A 15,515-nucleotide genomic window follows, 5' to 3' on the forward strand; every position below is an offset into this window, starting at 1 on the left:
CTTTAATAAAGTAAAGAATTTATCGTCATCTGACGACTCACTATGATAAATTGGCGTGTACATTCAAGTCTTTTTTGGCCTTGGCATCCATTATGGTTTAGCTTGCCTGAGCTTGAAGACACGCCCTAATTCATGAAAAATTCTATTGTTTTCTGCCAAGAATCTGATTGACCAAAAGAATTTCCTTTTAAAGTACCACCACAAGTAAAAACGCCTCCACCCATTTTTAAGTTCAATGTTTCGCTTAAAGGTATAATAAACGGTATTGGTAATGAGTGACCTAAATCCTTATAGTCTAAAAGATTGTATTTGTATTTATAATTGTTTTTTTTCAAAATACTCATTATTTCTACACATGCCTCGTGAGTATTCCAAATATTATCTTCATGACCTGAAATTAGCAATAAATTTGCATTTGCATTCTCTATTTTTATTCGAGCCTCCTCTTTATTTCTTGCCCTTTCCACACTTTTTTTATATGTAGTAGTAAAACCAAAAGGTATATTCTTTTCTAAGCAATGACGCTGATGGTCGTAAAAAATATCATTATCAACTGGTATAAATGGTAATGATCTCCCTTCATATGACCATGATGAAACATTTTTACCACTCATCAAACCATCCAACGCTTGAAAACAATATGCATGGGGTGCAGAAGCCACAACTTTAGAAATGAAATTATATCGCGATGCCAAAAGTAACGCCAATTCTCCGCCTTTAGATGTACCGTGTACATATATTTCATTAGCACGTGTTAATGGATTCTTTTTAAGCCAAGAGAACACCTTTTCAAAATATTCAAGGGGAATTTCCTCTAGTTTTTTAGGCAATCCCTTTTCATTGAAATATCCAACGGTTAAAACATTAAAACCTCTAGATGCCAATGGTCCTGACAAAAGCGAAAGACCACTTCGTTCACCATCAGATCCACCCAATACTACAATCGTTTTATTATTTGAGTTTTCAGAATAAAATAACTCTCCCATAAATTCATCGGTGATCTGTTGTCTTTTCACTTCCGGTAACTTGAACATACGCTCTAGTCTTATACATTCTCGATCTTGTCCATTTTCACATACTATATCAATAAATACACTATCATCTATTGAAATATTATGAGCGATATTCCCTCCCTCACTATTGATCTTTTGTAAAGAAGTAATAAGCCCCATACTATCTATATAATCATAAGTTCCAGAATCAGGTTTGTGTTTTGATAAATCAACACTACCGTTTGAATCCGCAGTAAACCAAGCAAATGATTGATACTTTTCACTTACTGCCCATGGAAAATGCATGGATGCAGTTATTTTCATTTTGCCCTCTGCTGGTAACCCTGTGACACAAAAATCGATTTTTTCATCAATAAGTGCAACTCTTGGTTGTACTTGTAATTTCATCTCGTAGCCTCCAAAGAAAATATAGAACTTGAATGGAAATATTGCCTATTTTCAATTCCATCATTTAAAATGTTTTCTCCGCAAAATAAAACTATCTAAAGCTCGAATTTGTGCTCCTTGAAACCCTTCCAGGTCTTCAAATTTATAATTTACGTCTTCCTCAAAACCAACGTACTCGTCGTTGTGAGTACCATATATTCTTTTCAATAAACTCCATAACACTTCTAATTCTTCAGTTGTGAATTCATTAAAAATATCTGCCATTAGGCATATTGCTTTCTCACCACATTCCAGCATGACTCTTTTCCCTAATTCCGTGATTTCCACGTTAATGGCACGTTTGTCCCGTTTGCTTGGTATCGTAATTAGGTATCCTTTATTCTCTAAATTGACTATAAGCTTTTGTGCACTTTGTTTGCTTGTTTCTAACTTTCTTGCGATATTAACAAGTGTTGTTTCATCCTCTGGCAAATGAGCTATTGCCAGCATGATCATGTACTGTCGTGATGTTAATTTCTCAAAATAGTTGTCGCCTTGTATTTGCAACTTATTAGTAACGGAAAAAAAAGTAGCGTAAGTTTGTTGCATTATATATAACTCTCTAAGCGCTTTAGAATATTCCATAAATATATCCTTTTCTTTTTATTGTCACCATACTGACTATAATTACAATAACAGCATTTTGAATTATCGTCAACATGATGACAATGATACTATTTGGGGATTTAATACATTTAATAAACAATTGTTATTTTGTATCTGGAATCCCTAGTCGTTATGAACGATCAGCCCGGTCACGTCTTTTACCTTGCAGAAGCTTTGGCAAGACCTTATCGCAGAAAGATACCACCAGCGTTCGCCCACTCGATATTGCGTAATATCCGTTACCCTTTTTTGGTTAGGCTTTTCCGCTACACACTCAGCAGCTAAGTAGTTTCTCCTAGAGCGACGTTTTCAGCGAATTTTGAACTTGACTAAACTTTCAAAATGAATTGAATACAAACGCTCTACAGCTTGAATAAGTATCCTATTCATTTGGTTCATCTCCATTAGATATGAAAAAAACTTATTTCTCCTCATGGTTCGAGGTGAAATAAGTTTTGAATTAAGTGCATTCATTCAGACGAACAGGAGGCATTACCATTTGATTTCTTCAAATAAACGAAAAACCATCTTTTTTTCAAATTTATCTAATATCTTAAACCCAGTTATCTCATCTTCTTTTTCTCCAAGTTTTATCATAGTAGCTATTGCTAAGTCTCCTACTTTATAATGACCTATCAGCTTATCTTGAGGTTCCCTTTTTGAAGACAATTCACTTAACTTTTTTATAATTCCCTTTGTACGGAGGCCTTCTTTTCCGATATGTGTCAATGCATGATATAAAACTATGGGGTTGTTTTCTTCTAGCAAATTTTCTAACTCTTGTATTGAACATTGTCCTTCTTCTATTTTTTTACTATATTCATTTTGTTCCTCCTGAATTATTTTTATTTCAAGTGACTGGTCAGTAATCTTCTTTCTTGAATATAATTTCAAACAGCATATTTGCAATATCATTACGTCCCATATCTTCTGCAATTTTTATTTCTCTTATATATGCATTTAATTCCATCTTAACACGATTTATTGTTCGAAAATGGTAACTCATTCCTGTAAATCCTTGTTTTGAATCATCTAGGTAATGAATATATCATCAATATCTGTATTGAGCCCTCTTACAATAGCAGGGTGCTGTTCGCTTTCTTTTAAAATATTTGTACTTTTAGCACCTTCATACTTAACAGATCCCTCCAACATATTCTTGGGCTTAATCAGCGCTTTAGTTGTCGTAGAACCTATCATCAAACCAGCTGTACCAATCAAATTTGCCATATGTTCTTTTGACCATGCATTTGTGGGATTAAATGTTCCCTGAATCATGCCCGATACTCCAAATGTACCGAAATTGAGCATGTCATTCCATGAATCGTTTTGTTTAGCTGCCCGTTCCATGTACCCTTGATACATTCCCTTCGGAATGCCGTACGACATATAATCTGGGAAGCTCCAGACTGAATCAAATTTTTTCTCATATCGTTCTGAATTAGCTGCTACAAAATCCTGACCAAGCTCCACAGACTTATATGTTATTAAACAGTGCTGCCTCTTAATCACAATGTAAAACCTTTTATCTACTCTCTTACTTTAAAGCAATAGGATACACCTTAGTTTAGATGATTTTTCTATCAAATATTTCAACCATAGTCAAAGCACCAGCTTTGTATCCAGTAATATAATCTGAGGCGGATAATATAGAAATCAAAACATCATTTAAATCGGATAGTTCTTCAATTAATTCGTAATCTTGTTTCGACAATCTTGCTTTTAGTGCTTTCATAGAAGCGGATATTTTCTGATGGACTAGTTCAAGCTCAGGGTTTTCAGGTTTGGTTCGTTCACTTGGGTACCATTTTCCGTAATATAAATCCTCTAAGATACTCATATTCATCTTCTCCTTCATGATATAGATAGAGTTTTGAGTTCGAACACAGAGTGCATTTTGTTCCTCAAAAACAAGGATATATCAGTAAAAAATCAATACTGATTTTTAGCGAATATTTCACTAAGGTAATTGAGGACTAATGCCGAATATCTGAAATGTGTGACCAGAGGATTTACACCGATTATGAACGTAGTGAAAAAGAATCACGTCCACATCGAGGATAATACTGTATGGGTGGCCGGATTCGGTCTGGTTGCCTACGAGTAAGTGCTGGACGAAGTCAGCCCTTCTTGGAAAATAAGCAGGACTTCATATCTTCTACTCATTAAAGTTAGAAGTCATAGCAATCGAATTTTTTAAAAAAAGCCTCACTAATTATCAGATTACTGTGGAGGGAACGAATACTTTTTGCCACCCCAAGCCACGAGAAGCGCAAGGAATAAGAGTATGAATAATGCCCATGAAAATGATCCCGCACCAAAAGTTTCAAGTAAAATACCCCCAGCCATCCCGCCGCCAGCGATAGCCAGATTCCATACGGTCGTGTTAATCGGCATGACCATATCCACTTTGCTCTCCCCTGCAGCCTGAGCAAGCGCCGTTTGCAACAGCGTTGCTGCACCGCCGAAAGTTAAACCCCATACCGTAACAATGATATAGATCATAAGGACATTGGAGTTGCTAAAGGTCATGGCAATAGAAATAAAGACGAAGGAAATAAGACTAATAAGGACAAGCTTACGCAGCCAACGGTCGATGAATACGCCAGTTATCCATATACCTACGAGAGCAGCAATGCCAAAGAAAGCCAGCGCCTGACCCACTCTATCACCCATCCCATTAGAAGCAAGAAATGGAGAAATATAAGTATAGAGAATATTATGGGCTGTCATCCAGGTCAGAACAACCATAAGTATGGGCCGAATACCCGGTGTAAGGAAGACTACATAGATCGAGGTTTGTTTATCGGAGGACCGTCCCGGATAGTCCGGCACCTTCCAAAGCACCCACGCGATCAGTATAACAGTCAGTAGCGACATGATTCCAAAAACAGAACGCCAACCCATCAGGTTCCCGAGAAACGTTCCCGCAGGGACACCAATAGCCAAGGCGATGGGCGTTCCAACCATGGCAACCGCCATCCCCCTCCCCTTCAATGTAGCAGAGACCATGCGGAGAGCATAACCGCCGATCATCCCCCATAGAACTCCAGCCGAAACTCCTGCCAGTAGACGGGCAGCCAGCGTCAGTATGTAGCTGGAAGAAATTGCGGTGACACTGTTAAAAACCAGGAATCCGCAGATAGCCAGAAGTAACAGCGGACGCCTCCGCCATTGGCGGGTAACTATAGCTACAGGGATGGCAGCCACTAAGGAACCGATAGCATACACGGTGACCAGTTGACCGGCCATTGCCTCTGAAATATGAAGTCCCTTACTTATTTGCGGAAGCAAACCAGCCGGAATCGTTTCTGTCATAATACAAATGAATCCTGTCATAGCCAAAGCGAGCAGGCCAAGCCAGGGAAAGGACCTAGAGGAAGCGGAAGACGCGATCTTTGCAGTAGTAGAAGAATTATTGCTGGACATTAGCGCAGCTCCTTAATATCGATTTCAAAACAAGTTCAAGCGGAAGACCAAGCAAATGTGCCAGTGATTTGACCTCCTTACATTTATTTATGGATCGATCATTCCATATTTTAAAGAGACCCCCCGCTCTTGTCAATCACTTTTGGATCGATTAGTATATAAGTACAAGGTAAAAGGAGGCTACTCCATGGTTAGAACCGGAAGACCACGTAAATTCTGTCGCGACGAAGCGATCTCCCAAGCTATGATGTTGTTTTGGGAGCATGGATTTGAATCAACCTCTTTGGCTCAACTCAAAAAGGCGATGGGCGGCATCTCCTCAGCCAGCTTTTATGCAGCTTTTGAATCAAAAGACGCACTATTCAAAGAAGCGCTGGACCGGTATTTGGCAACATTCGGACAAGTATCGACATGCCTTACAGACTATTCACTTTCATCGCGTACAGCTATTGAATTAGCCTTAAGACGTTCATCAATCATGCAGACTGAGCGGACCCATCCCTTGGGTTGTTTAGTCATATTCTCTGCAAATACTTGTTCGCCGGAAAACACTCATATTCGAGAACTATTGATCAGGCAAAGAGCAGTGACTAGGAACAAGTTCCATGCTCGTATTGAGCGAGCTACCAAGAACGGAGAACTTCAAGAATCCACAAATGTTAGCATGTTAACCACACTATTCGTTACCTTCCTGGAAGGTATATCTACGGAAGCCAGAGATGGTGTGTCCCTAGACAACATTGATGCAGCCATAACTAAATTGATGGAGCTTTGGGATACTTGTGCCTGAGACTTGCCCCAGTCTTCATGAAAATAAGGACATATAAATAGAAAAAGGCAATCTCTCTAAAAAAGGAGATTGCCTCTCTACCCACCTCTTCGACAACGACTAACAAACCTGTATCTATTTTTATGCAGAATTCCGTCTGTACTGGAAAATGTTTTATTGGGATGCATGGATGTTTAACCAGCAGGAAAGTTTGATTTGCCGTGAGTATTATATACAGTAAGTAGAGAAATGGGTTCTCTTTGTTTGCTATTCTACATCTTTAAGATTTGAACAGAGATCTTAATTAAATACTCTTCATAACCTCTAACTGAAAGATCATCTAACAAAACATCCTCATAAAAAAATCCCTGTAATCCTATGCACTTATCTTTAGCATAATTTATTATTCGATCATAAGTGTCACATACACTTGAGTATCCCTCAGTATGGTACGCGATTAAATATGTTCCTTTTTCTCGCTTGAAATTTGAATAATTTGATTTTTTACTAACTCTAGTAAAAAGATAATCATAATTGAATGTTTCATTTGCTAAGACTCTTTTAGTATCTCTCATCCAGCCTACTGTATGGGAAGCATCAAGACTATAAATGTTCAAGTACTTTTCGTGTTTTATCATAGAATCGTAAATGCTTTTATCATTTGTGTAAGGATCAGCCTCTGTTACTACCAAAAACTCCTCCTTTTTTTCCTCAATAATAATATCAGTTGAAATGATCTCAGTTGCTGCTTGGGTAATTCGTTTCTTCTCTGATATTATACTTTTCATTTTTTGCAGTTGTTTAATTTTTGAATTCAGCATTGCCTCTTCTTTCCCAAGTAGGACAATGAGCTCCTGAGGTGACCTTTTATTTAAATACTCTTTTATCTCTTTTAATGGCATTTCTAATTCTTTAAGTATTGAAATCACTTTAAAAACATCAATTTGATTAATTGAATAATATCTATACCCATTTTCAGCTTTAAATTCAGGAGAAAGAATTCCAAGTCGATCATAGTGAAATAAAGTATCCTTGCTAATACCCATCACTTTTGCAAATTGTCCTGACGTTAAATGAGTTTGAACATTATTCTCCATGAAATCCCTCCTTGACTATGGTGTTACACCACACTTTATTATAACCAAGTAACCTTCAAATAGCAGTAGACCATGAGGATTATCTAATCGAAAGTAATACCTAAATAAGTAATCTTGGGAGGATATAAGGAATGAAAGTTCTAGTTACAGGAGCAACAGGAAGTGTGGGAAGTCATATTGTTGAGCAACTACTTGCAAAAGATATAGAAGTAAAGGCATTATCAAGGAAGGAAAGCAACTTGCCTAAAGGAGCACAAGTAGTTCTAGGTGATCTTGATATTCCCGAAACTATAAAAGCACATCTCGATACTATAGATAGCTTGTTTCTGATCACTCAGAGTGAACAAACGGACGAAAAATTTATAAAAAACAAAAGAATTATTCAGATGGCAAAACAAGTCAATGTTGCAAGAATTGTAGCCCTGATAGATTTTGAAGGGAATCCAATTGAGGACGTTATTAAAAATAGCGGAATGGAATGGACTTTATTAAAGCCAGTGGAATTTATGAAAAATGCACTTTACAGTGGTTGGACAGAATCAATCCAAAAAGAAGGACTTATTCGTACGGCTTTCCCCGATAGTTTAAGCGCTAGAATTCATGAAGCTGATATCGCTGATGTCGCAGTAAAGGCACTAACAGAAGAAGGCCATGATAAGCGGACATATGATTTGACAGGACCAGAAGCATTGTCTCCAAGAAGTATGGTTAAACAAATTTCTGTAGTTATAGATAAATACATTGATCTTGTTGAAATTACAGAAGAACAAGTAAAACAAGATTGGAAAAGCAAAGGCTATGACAATGAATTTATTGAATACTTTATTATAGAGATGGGGAAAAACCCTCCTAAAGGAGCCTATACCGTTCTACCGACAGTAGAACAAGTTACAGGCAAGCCAACCAGAACATTTACTCAATGGGTTATTGAAAACAAGCATTATTTTGTATAACCCCTTATGTGTTTTGCTAATTACCTAACGGAAAACGTTAGTTGAACGGGGAAAAGCGAAGAAAAAAACGATAGGTCATGTTTCCTGCAAGATAGCCCATTTCCCTAAGCACAACACTACATTATACTGAGCCAAGTAATAGAAACAGCGGCAGCCATGGGCGAAAAATAAAGTCTTAGACTGCCACTGTTTTATTCAACTATCCTACACATCAGTTGACTTAATTGGGTATCGAAGTGTGATTTGAGATAGAATCGATTATTAAATCCCAGTCGTCATAGTGAAGCTCATGCCCGGCACCTTCCAATGTCAGTAAAACTGCACCTGGAATTTCGTTAGCAAGATTTATTCCGTGTTCATAAGGGATAATCGGATCTTCAGTACCGTGAATCACCAGAGCAGGGACGGTTATTTCCCCTGTCCTAGCAAGATAGGATTCTCCACCTGACAGCATTGCGTGATTGCTCATACTGGCTATATTGTTGCTTCTTTTCCATTCTTCTTTTGCTAATTTTATAAACTTTATTCTCATCGAAAGCGTGTTTTGAACCTACTAGAATTCTTGATCTACCTATCACAAAATCGACCACTGATTGTTCGTTCGTCCAATCTATTGCTCCCATATTCGAGAAATAGTCCATAACCTTTTCCTCCATCGGTGGAAGATCGGGAGCAAAATTGGACGTTGCTAAAAGGGTAATGGTTAGAACTCTGCCTGGATGTCGCAGAGCTATCATTTGAGTCAGCATGCCGCCCATGGACATCCCTACGATATGCGCTTGCTCAATCTTATAAGCATCCAATACTCGAATAGCATCATCAGCCATGTCTTCGAAAGTATAGTCTGGTTGCCCAGGTTCATAGGTTGTAGAACGTCCAACATCTCGGTTATCATAGCGAATGACAAAACGATCTGTCTCAGCTAAACGCTGGCAGAACTCTTCCTCCCACCAGATCAGTGAGGATTGAGCCCCCATAATCAGTAATATTGCCGGGTTAACTCGCTTTCCGAAACTGTCAGTACAAATTACTAATCCATCGCTTTTTATGAGTTGTTCGTTCATGTAGAATTCCTCCCCTCAATGATATATAAAACAAAAAAATACAGAATATTAGGGCGTGTTTACAGTATAATCGAAAAATAATTTAGAAATAAATGCGAATTATCTTCATCACTTACCTCCATAAAGTACTTTCAGTTCCTCTTCCTTCAGCGTCTAATATGATGACCGATATTGGCTCTTGTTGCGACATCTACAATAACTAGCAGCCAAGCTCGATGTGCCACTTGAGTGACTGTATCTCCCTCAGGTGTTAAAAAGCTAATGTTAAACTTGGCATCAATTATATGACTGTGAAGTGCTTTTGGGATTTTGGCGAGTCCATACTTTTCTTTTACCTTTCGGACGGCTCCAGCAGACCATGGAAAAAACTTGCCTGCTACGTCGGTTTAGAACATTTCCATGATCTGCAGGTATATTTGTCGATTCGTATTCGTCTGGGCAGTGTGAATTAAGCGAAACAGCAATGGACTTTTAAGTGAGTTCTTTCCCAGACAGCATGATTTTGCTATGGTGTCTGAAGAGGAACTAGTCTATGCTCTCACCTTCATCAATCACCGACCGGACAAGTATCTGGGCTGGGATCCGCTCACGAAATCTTCTATAAAATAGTTGTCACACTTAGCTTGGCAATCCGTTATACTTTCTTCAATGATTCTTCATAATTTTGTATTATCCTTAATTATATTTCTAAATAATTAATTACTTTTATTTAGAAATATGATAAATTAAATAAAAAGCGGATTACTATTAAAGTAATCCGCACCTGCTAGAGTGTATTTTCAAACTACTACTGAGCGCATCATACAGAGTTTGAAAACAAGCTCTAGACAAAAAATATTTAATTTTATTTCTAAGCATATCCAAATAAATTTTCATAGCCTAGCTGCTTACTTTTTAAATACTTCTATAAAAATTTGATTAATAAATTCGCCTCCTTTATATGGAAAATTTGAAGAATTAAAAGAATAAGCATTTACGCTTAAAGTTGCTGCCTTACTTCCATCGTCAGAAACATAAGCAATAGTATAGTAACCGGCTATTCCTCCAACATGTCCCCATACATCCTCACCATTAGGCAAGGTTGTTTTTTGCAGGCCTAATCCATATCCTTTTGTTGAATTACCATCATTTATAATAGTTTTCATTTCTTCTAGTTCAGTTTGATTAAGTAGTTTTCCGCTCATTAATGCACATAGAAAAATATTAAGATCTTCTGTAGTAGAAATCATTTCTCCAGAGGCATTTGCAAACGAGACATTTATATTAGTTATATCCTGTAAAGAGGTATTACTATTCCATTGAATATATCCTCTTGCAAAATGCTCTTTAGGTACCTTTGTTGAACTTCCCGGGAAAAAAGTGTTTTTTAAATTTAATGGTTGTAGGATCTTTTCTTCAACTATTTTAGAATAAGGCTTTCCAGTAACTTTATTTATAATCATTCCTAATAAGACATAATCAGTGTTCGAGTAATTATACTTCTTCCCTGGTTCAAAAGTAGGCTTCATACTTAAGGCTATATTAACCAGTTCATAGTCTTGATAATTTTGTAATGGTTTAGAGGATATATTGTTTAAAAATTTTATATTAGCGTAATCTGCTAACCCACTCGTGTGGTTTAATAGTTGGCGTATTGTTATTTGTTTACCATCGTATTCGTTACCGCGAATTAAACCAGGTAACCATTTTTCAATTGAATCATTTAAGTCGATTTTCTTTTCTCCTACAAGTTGTAGTATGGCTGTTGCTGTGAAAATTTTAGTGACACTTCCAATACGAAACTTATTGTCAGGCTCCATTATACTCTCAGTTTTGATATTTGATTTCCCAGCAGCAAAAAAAGTTGTTTGTCCTTGATTTAAGACTCCTAGCATCGCTCCAGGCACATTAGAAGAGATGGAATCTTCTAATATTCTTTGTATCTTGTTATCAGTACTACCATCATTCATGGTCTGAAAAACAGCATAGAAAGACTTCCCGTTTATTACAGGTAGTGTTAATAAAAGTGTAAATATTAATAAACCGAAAAAAAAATAGATCCCCCTTCTATAAATGCTTCTTTCTTTTTTTGGAGATAAATCTAGATATTTATTCTTATTAATTTCACTTTTTATACTTTTTAAATAATTGCTATAAGCAACTAGAAAATAAACAAACTGCAGTAAGAGAAATACTCCAATAATTATAAAAGAGTAGCCCCAATTTGACGTCATTAGAAGATTATCAAGTGCCTTTAAAGCAAATAAAGCATGTATTATTCCTACAATAGAAGGAATAAAAAATAGAGTACTTACTTGACTAAAAATCGTTTTTTCAAGTTCTTTTTCTACTAAACCTATCCGCATAAGTGCTTTGTATTGCACCTGATCTTCTTGTAGTTCAGTGAATAATTTAAAATAAATAATACTCCCTGAAGCTAGGAAAAAGAGTAAACTTATAAAAATTCCTATAAACATAGTAAGTGATAACATTTGCCTAAATTCTTCATACTGTATTGTTTGAATAAACATAAATAAAGTTCCTGATGCTGTCAAAGTAACAGCGTTAAGGATTGAAACAATAAAAAGCATTCTTGCGTTTCCTTTAATGTTATATGAAAGTTGAGAAATCGTAATTAGATTGATTTTTTTATAATATATATTTTTTCTTTTACGAACCTGATTGAGTAAAAATATACTAAGCTGTGTAAACGAAAAGTAAGTTCCTATCATGACCGCAATTAAGATAATAGAGGCAGCCCAGACAAAATTTGTTCCATTAATAATCAACGATGTATAATAGGCTGTCACTAAACATATAGCTGCTAGTAAAGCCATCCATTTAGAATAATAAACACCATCTTGTGACTTTTTTGAAGATTTGATCAAATCAATTACTTCTGTTTTACTTATACGGATTACATTAATAATCGATATTAATGTAAATAAAATAAAGAAAGTAATACTTGTAAAGGCCAGAGACTTAAAAGGGACAGAAAAGGATATCCAATCCTCCATATTAAGTAACACTGCTAAAATCATAAAGAAAAACCGACTAAACAGAATTCCTGAAAAAGTACCAGTAACAATAGCTAATATAGCTATGCTCAAATTTTCATAAATAATAAGTTTTCGTATCTGCCTTCTTGTAGTTCCTAATAAAGTAAATAATCCAAATTCTTTCGTTCTCGTTTTTAAGAATGCAGTATTTGAATAAAGAATAAATAAAAAAGAAAAAACAATTATTATATATTCGCATAATAAAAGTCCTTGCCTTAATTTTTCTGCTCCTACTATATATCCATTTACAACATCTGGATGATAAAGAAAAGCTGCATACATATAAAATATCATAACTGAAAACGAACTACTTAGAAAAAAAGCGCTGTAGGCACGCCAATTCCCTTTAATATTACTAAATGCGAGCGATCGGAATGTCATCAAAGTTACCTCCAAGCACACTTAATGAATCTAAGATTTGTTGAAAGAAGACTTGTCTGTTGGATCCTTGACGTATTTCAGAGAAGAACTTGCCATCTTTTATAAAAATAATTCTTTTACAATAACTTGCAGAGAAAGGGTCGTGCGTAACCATTAATATTGTAGCATTAAGATCTTCATTAATTTTTTTTAAAGAATCCATAACATCCTTGGCAGCTTTAGAGTCTAAATTCCCTGTTAATTCGTCAGCTAAAATGAGGGAGGGCTGATGGATCATAGCTCTAGCAATAGCGACCCTTTGTTTCTGCCCACCGGATATTTCAAATGTACGCTTAGTTAGCAATTTTGAGATGTTAAGCCAACTAGCTAGTGGTATCAACTTTTTTTGAATCTCTTTGGGTTTAATCCCATCTAAAACTAAAGGCAGTATTATATTTTCTTCCACTGACAGTGTGTCTAGTAAATTAAAATCTTGAAATATAAACCCTAGTTCTCTTCTTCTAAACAAGGCTAGCTTTCTTTCATTCAGCTTACTAAGATTTATATTATTTATCTCCACATGACCTGAAGTCGGACGGTCAATAGCTGCTAACATATTAAGAAGGGTAGTTTTTCCGCTTCCTGAAGGGCCCATAATACCAATAAACTCCCCCTTTTTAACTTCTAGGCTGATAGACTCTAAGGCTTTATAAATCAAATTGCCTTTAGAGTTATAAACTTTTCCTAATGCTTCAGTTTTTAGTATCGTCATTATTTAATCCTCTCTATTATTTATTTGTTATAGATATACTTTAATTCAAATTAGTATTACAACCTATCGATTTTCCTTTCAATTCGAGAAATGGAACTTACATTATTGTAATGTAATATTTTAGTAATCAGACATTATAGTTTGATAAATGTTTTGATTGTTAAGGTGAATTATAAAAGAAGTACCTATATTTTTCTCTGAACTAACGGAAACTTTATAGCCTAAACGATCACATATTTGTTTTACTAGATATAGTCCCATTCCGGTAGATTCTCCGGTAATTCTTCCGTTTTCTCCTGTGAAAAAAGGATCAAATATTCTTGGAATATCACTCTCCAATATACCGATCCCTTCATCTTTTACACATATTGTAACTGTTCCGTCAGGTTGTGTTCCAATTTTAAATAATACACTTTTTGCGCCTGATTTATTTTTACTATATTTTATAGAGTTACTAATGAACTGATTGATTACTACGTTAAACCACTTCTTGTCTGTTTCTATCCATGCTTCTCCTTCAATATGTGGAGAAATAGCATAACGAATACATAATTCTTTGTGTTCGTTTATAATATTACGAATTAACTCATGCAAAGGAAGACGACTAATTTGAAGATCTATCTCAAATTTATCAAGACGTGCAGTATCTAACATCATTTTTAAACCACTTTCAACTTTATATAGTTCCTCTTTTATACTTTCGAGTGTTTCTGAGTCTATAGTATTGTTTTCTTGCGAGACTTCTTGTAAATGTAAATCGATTATAGAAATAGGAGTTTTCATATGATGAACCCATTGCAAAGTAAAATGGTTACGAAATTCTTGTTGTCTACAAGATTTTTCAGTTTTATTGAGATAAGTACTATTTTGTTTCTTTAGCAAGGTTACTACTAATTTCTGTTCTGTGGTAACAGGTGAATCAATAAGTGCTATGTCGTGCAATTCATCCATATGTTTTATAGTAGAGATAAGTTGGTTTGAGTACTTTATATGCTTAGCATAATCTGCTATTAGACCAGTAATTAAGATTGTCATTTCAATAATGAGAAAATAAACTATGTCTCCATTCTTATAATCAATCGTGTTTTGCAGAATTAAAAATATTATGGCTACCATTAACATCATACTATACAAAAGAATAAAAGATAGATAATCTCGTATAAACATAACGATTCGATTACCTTCCATTGTTTGGTCCCTCCTCGACTAAGCGAAACTTATATCCCTGGTTTCGAACAGTTTCAATAATACCATATAGTTCTAATTCATCCATTTTCTTTCTTAATCTTGTGACATTAACGGTTAAAGTATTATCATCAATAAAATTTATATCGTCCCATAAATCGGTTAATAACTTTTCTCTAGAAACCACCTGTCCATAATTTCTAATGAGGCTTAAAGCCAACAACTTTTCATTTTTGGTTAATTCAATTTTCTTGTCTTTCCAAGAAAGTTCATTAAGTGTTGGATACAATTTTAAATTGCCTATTACTAGTTCATCTTGTAGCTCTGTGTTGAGTATATTGCTTTCATTATTAGAAGAGTACTCGCCATAAGCTCTTCTAAGATTACTTTTAATTTTTGCAATTAAAAGATCTAGATGGATAGGTTTGGTTAAATAGTCATCCCCACCATTTTCTATAGCCATAACTTGATCCATTTCTCCTGAACGAGCAGAAACAAAAATTATAGGTACTTTTGAAAATTTTCTAATTTGTCTGCACCAATAGTATCCATCATAATAAGGAAGGTTTATGTCTAATAAAATCAGTTCAGGATTGTAATCCTTAACCTCTGTAGAAATATTTTGGAAATCAATTACCGTGTTAGCCAAAAAACCGTACTTTTCTACGTTTTTTTTTAATAATGCACCAATCTTGGATTCATCCTCGACAATAAATATACGGTTCATAATCTTACCTCCAGTTTATACCAAACAAGTACAAAGGACCGCTCAGAAGCGGTCCTGAATACAAAAGTAATACAAT

The 15,515-nt window shown here is 35.4% G+C and carries 12 protein-coding genes and 2 pseudogenes; 2 read left to right on the forward strand and 12 right to left on the reverse strand.

The annotated features are described in order from the left end of the window. Positions 1 to 125 precede the first annotated feature (125 nt). The 6 genes and pseudogenes from ACQW03_RS25485 to ACQW03_RS25510 all read right to left on the reverse strand — a co-directional run bounded on the left by ACQW03_RS25485 (position 126) and on the right by ACQW03_RS25510 (position 5,474). Entirely contained in the window at positions 126 to 1,400 is a 1,275-nt protein-coding gene (locus ACQW03_RS25485) for an acyl-CoA thioester hydrolase/BAAT C-terminal domain-containing protein (protein WP_441952650.1), read from the reverse strand. Positions 1,401 to 1,460: 60 nt separating this feature from the next. After that, positions 1,461 to 2,024, reverse strand: a complete 564-nt coding sequence (locus ACQW03_RS25490; protein WP_441952652.1) for a MarR family winged helix-turn-helix transcriptional regulator — start codon at positions 2,022 to 2,024, stop codon at positions 1,461 to 1,463. A gap of 513 nt (positions 2,025 to 2,537) precedes the next feature. Then, a complete protein-coding gene (locus tag ACQW03_RS25495) occupies positions 2,538 to 2,960 on the reverse strand; it encodes a hypothetical protein (RefSeq protein WP_441952654.1) in 423 nt (140 codons plus the stop codon). Positions 2,961 to 3,167: 207 nt separating this feature from the next. Continuing rightward, positions 3,168 to 3,515, reverse strand: a pseudogene (locus ACQW03_RS25500) (hypothetical protein); the annotation flags it as partial. Between the two features lie 97 nt (positions 3,516 to 3,612). Next, positions 3,613 to 3,885 carry a DUF6809 family protein gene (locus ACQW03_RS25505; protein WP_441952656.1) on the reverse strand — a complete coding sequence of 91 codons (273 nt, stop codon included), beginning with the start codon at positions 3,883 to 3,885 and terminating at the stop codon, positions 3,613 to 3,615. Between the two features lie 383 nt (positions 3,886 to 4,268). Beyond that, the gene (locus ACQW03_RS25510) at positions 4,269 to 5,474 is read right to left on the reverse strand and encodes an MFS transporter (protein WP_441952658.1); all 1,206 of its coding nucleotides are present in this window, start codon (positions 5,472 to 5,474) and stop codon (positions 4,269 to 4,271) included. A gap of 187 nt (positions 5,475 to 5,661) precedes the next feature. Here ACQW03_RS25510 and ACQW03_RS25515 point away from each other — a divergent pair, with 187 nt between their 5' ends. Then, entirely contained in the window at positions 5,662 to 6,264 is a 603-nt protein-coding gene (locus ACQW03_RS25515) for a TetR/AcrR family transcriptional regulator (RefSeq protein WP_441952660.1), read from the forward strand. Positions 6,265 to 6,515: 251 nt separating this feature from the next. Here ACQW03_RS25515 and ACQW03_RS25520 read toward each other — a convergent pair whose 3' ends face one another. After that, complete coding sequence (locus ACQW03_RS25520) at positions 6,516 to 7,340, reverse strand: MerR family transcriptional regulator (RefSeq protein WP_441952662.1); 825 nt, start codon at positions 7,338 to 7,340, stop codon at positions 6,516 to 6,518. A 131-nt stretch (positions 7,341 to 7,471) separates the two neighbouring features. Here ACQW03_RS25520 and ACQW03_RS25525 point away from each other — a divergent pair, with 131 nt between their 5' ends. Further along, entirely contained in the window at positions 7,472 to 8,293 is an 822-nt protein-coding gene (locus ACQW03_RS25525) for an NAD(P)H-binding protein (RefSeq protein ID WP_441952664.1), read from the forward strand. A gap of 220 nt (positions 8,294 to 8,513) precedes the next feature. Here ACQW03_RS25525 and ACQW03_RS25530 read toward each other — a convergent pair. The 5 genes and pseudogenes from ACQW03_RS25530 to ACQW03_RS25550 all read right to left on the reverse strand — a co-directional run bounded on the left by ACQW03_RS25530 (position 8,514) and on the right by ACQW03_RS25550 (position 15,439). After that, positions 8,514 to 9,357, reverse strand: a pseudogene (locus ACQW03_RS25530) (alpha/beta fold hydrolase). A gap of 887 nt (positions 9,358 to 10,244) precedes the next feature. Next, positions 10,245 to 12,776 carry a serine hydrolase gene (locus ACQW03_RS25535; RefSeq protein ID WP_441952666.1) on the reverse strand — a complete coding sequence of 844 codons (2,532 nt, stop codon included), beginning with the start codon at positions 12,774 to 12,776 and terminating at the stop codon, positions 10,245 to 10,247. Further along, positions 12,751 to 13,527, reverse strand: coding sequence for an ABC transporter ATP-binding protein (locus ACQW03_RS25540; protein ID WP_322175206.1), 777 nt, complete (start codon positions 13,525 to 13,527; stop codon positions 12,751 to 12,753). The genes ACQW03_RS25535 and ACQW03_RS25540 overlap by 26 nt, the downstream gene beginning before the upstream one ends. A gap of 120 nt (positions 13,528 to 13,647) precedes the next feature. Beyond that, entirely contained in the window at positions 13,648 to 14,715 is a 1,068-nt protein-coding gene (locus ACQW03_RS25545; protein WP_441952669.1) for a sensor histidine kinase, read from the reverse strand. Continuing rightward, the gene (locus ACQW03_RS25550; RefSeq protein ID WP_441952671.1) at positions 14,705 to 15,439 is read right to left on the reverse strand and encodes a response regulator; all 735 of its coding nucleotides are present in this window, start codon (positions 15,437 to 15,439) and stop codon (positions 14,705 to 14,707) included. The genes ACQW03_RS25545 and ACQW03_RS25550 overlap by 11 nt, the downstream gene beginning before the upstream one ends. Positions 15,440 to 15,515: the final 76 nt, after the last annotated feature.

The sequence above is a fragment of the Paenibacillus sp. DRB1-1 genome, assembly GCF_052119485.1.
GTDB lineage: Bacteria > Bacillota > Bacilli > Paenibacillales > Paenibacillaceae > Paenibacillus > Paenibacillus polymyxa_B.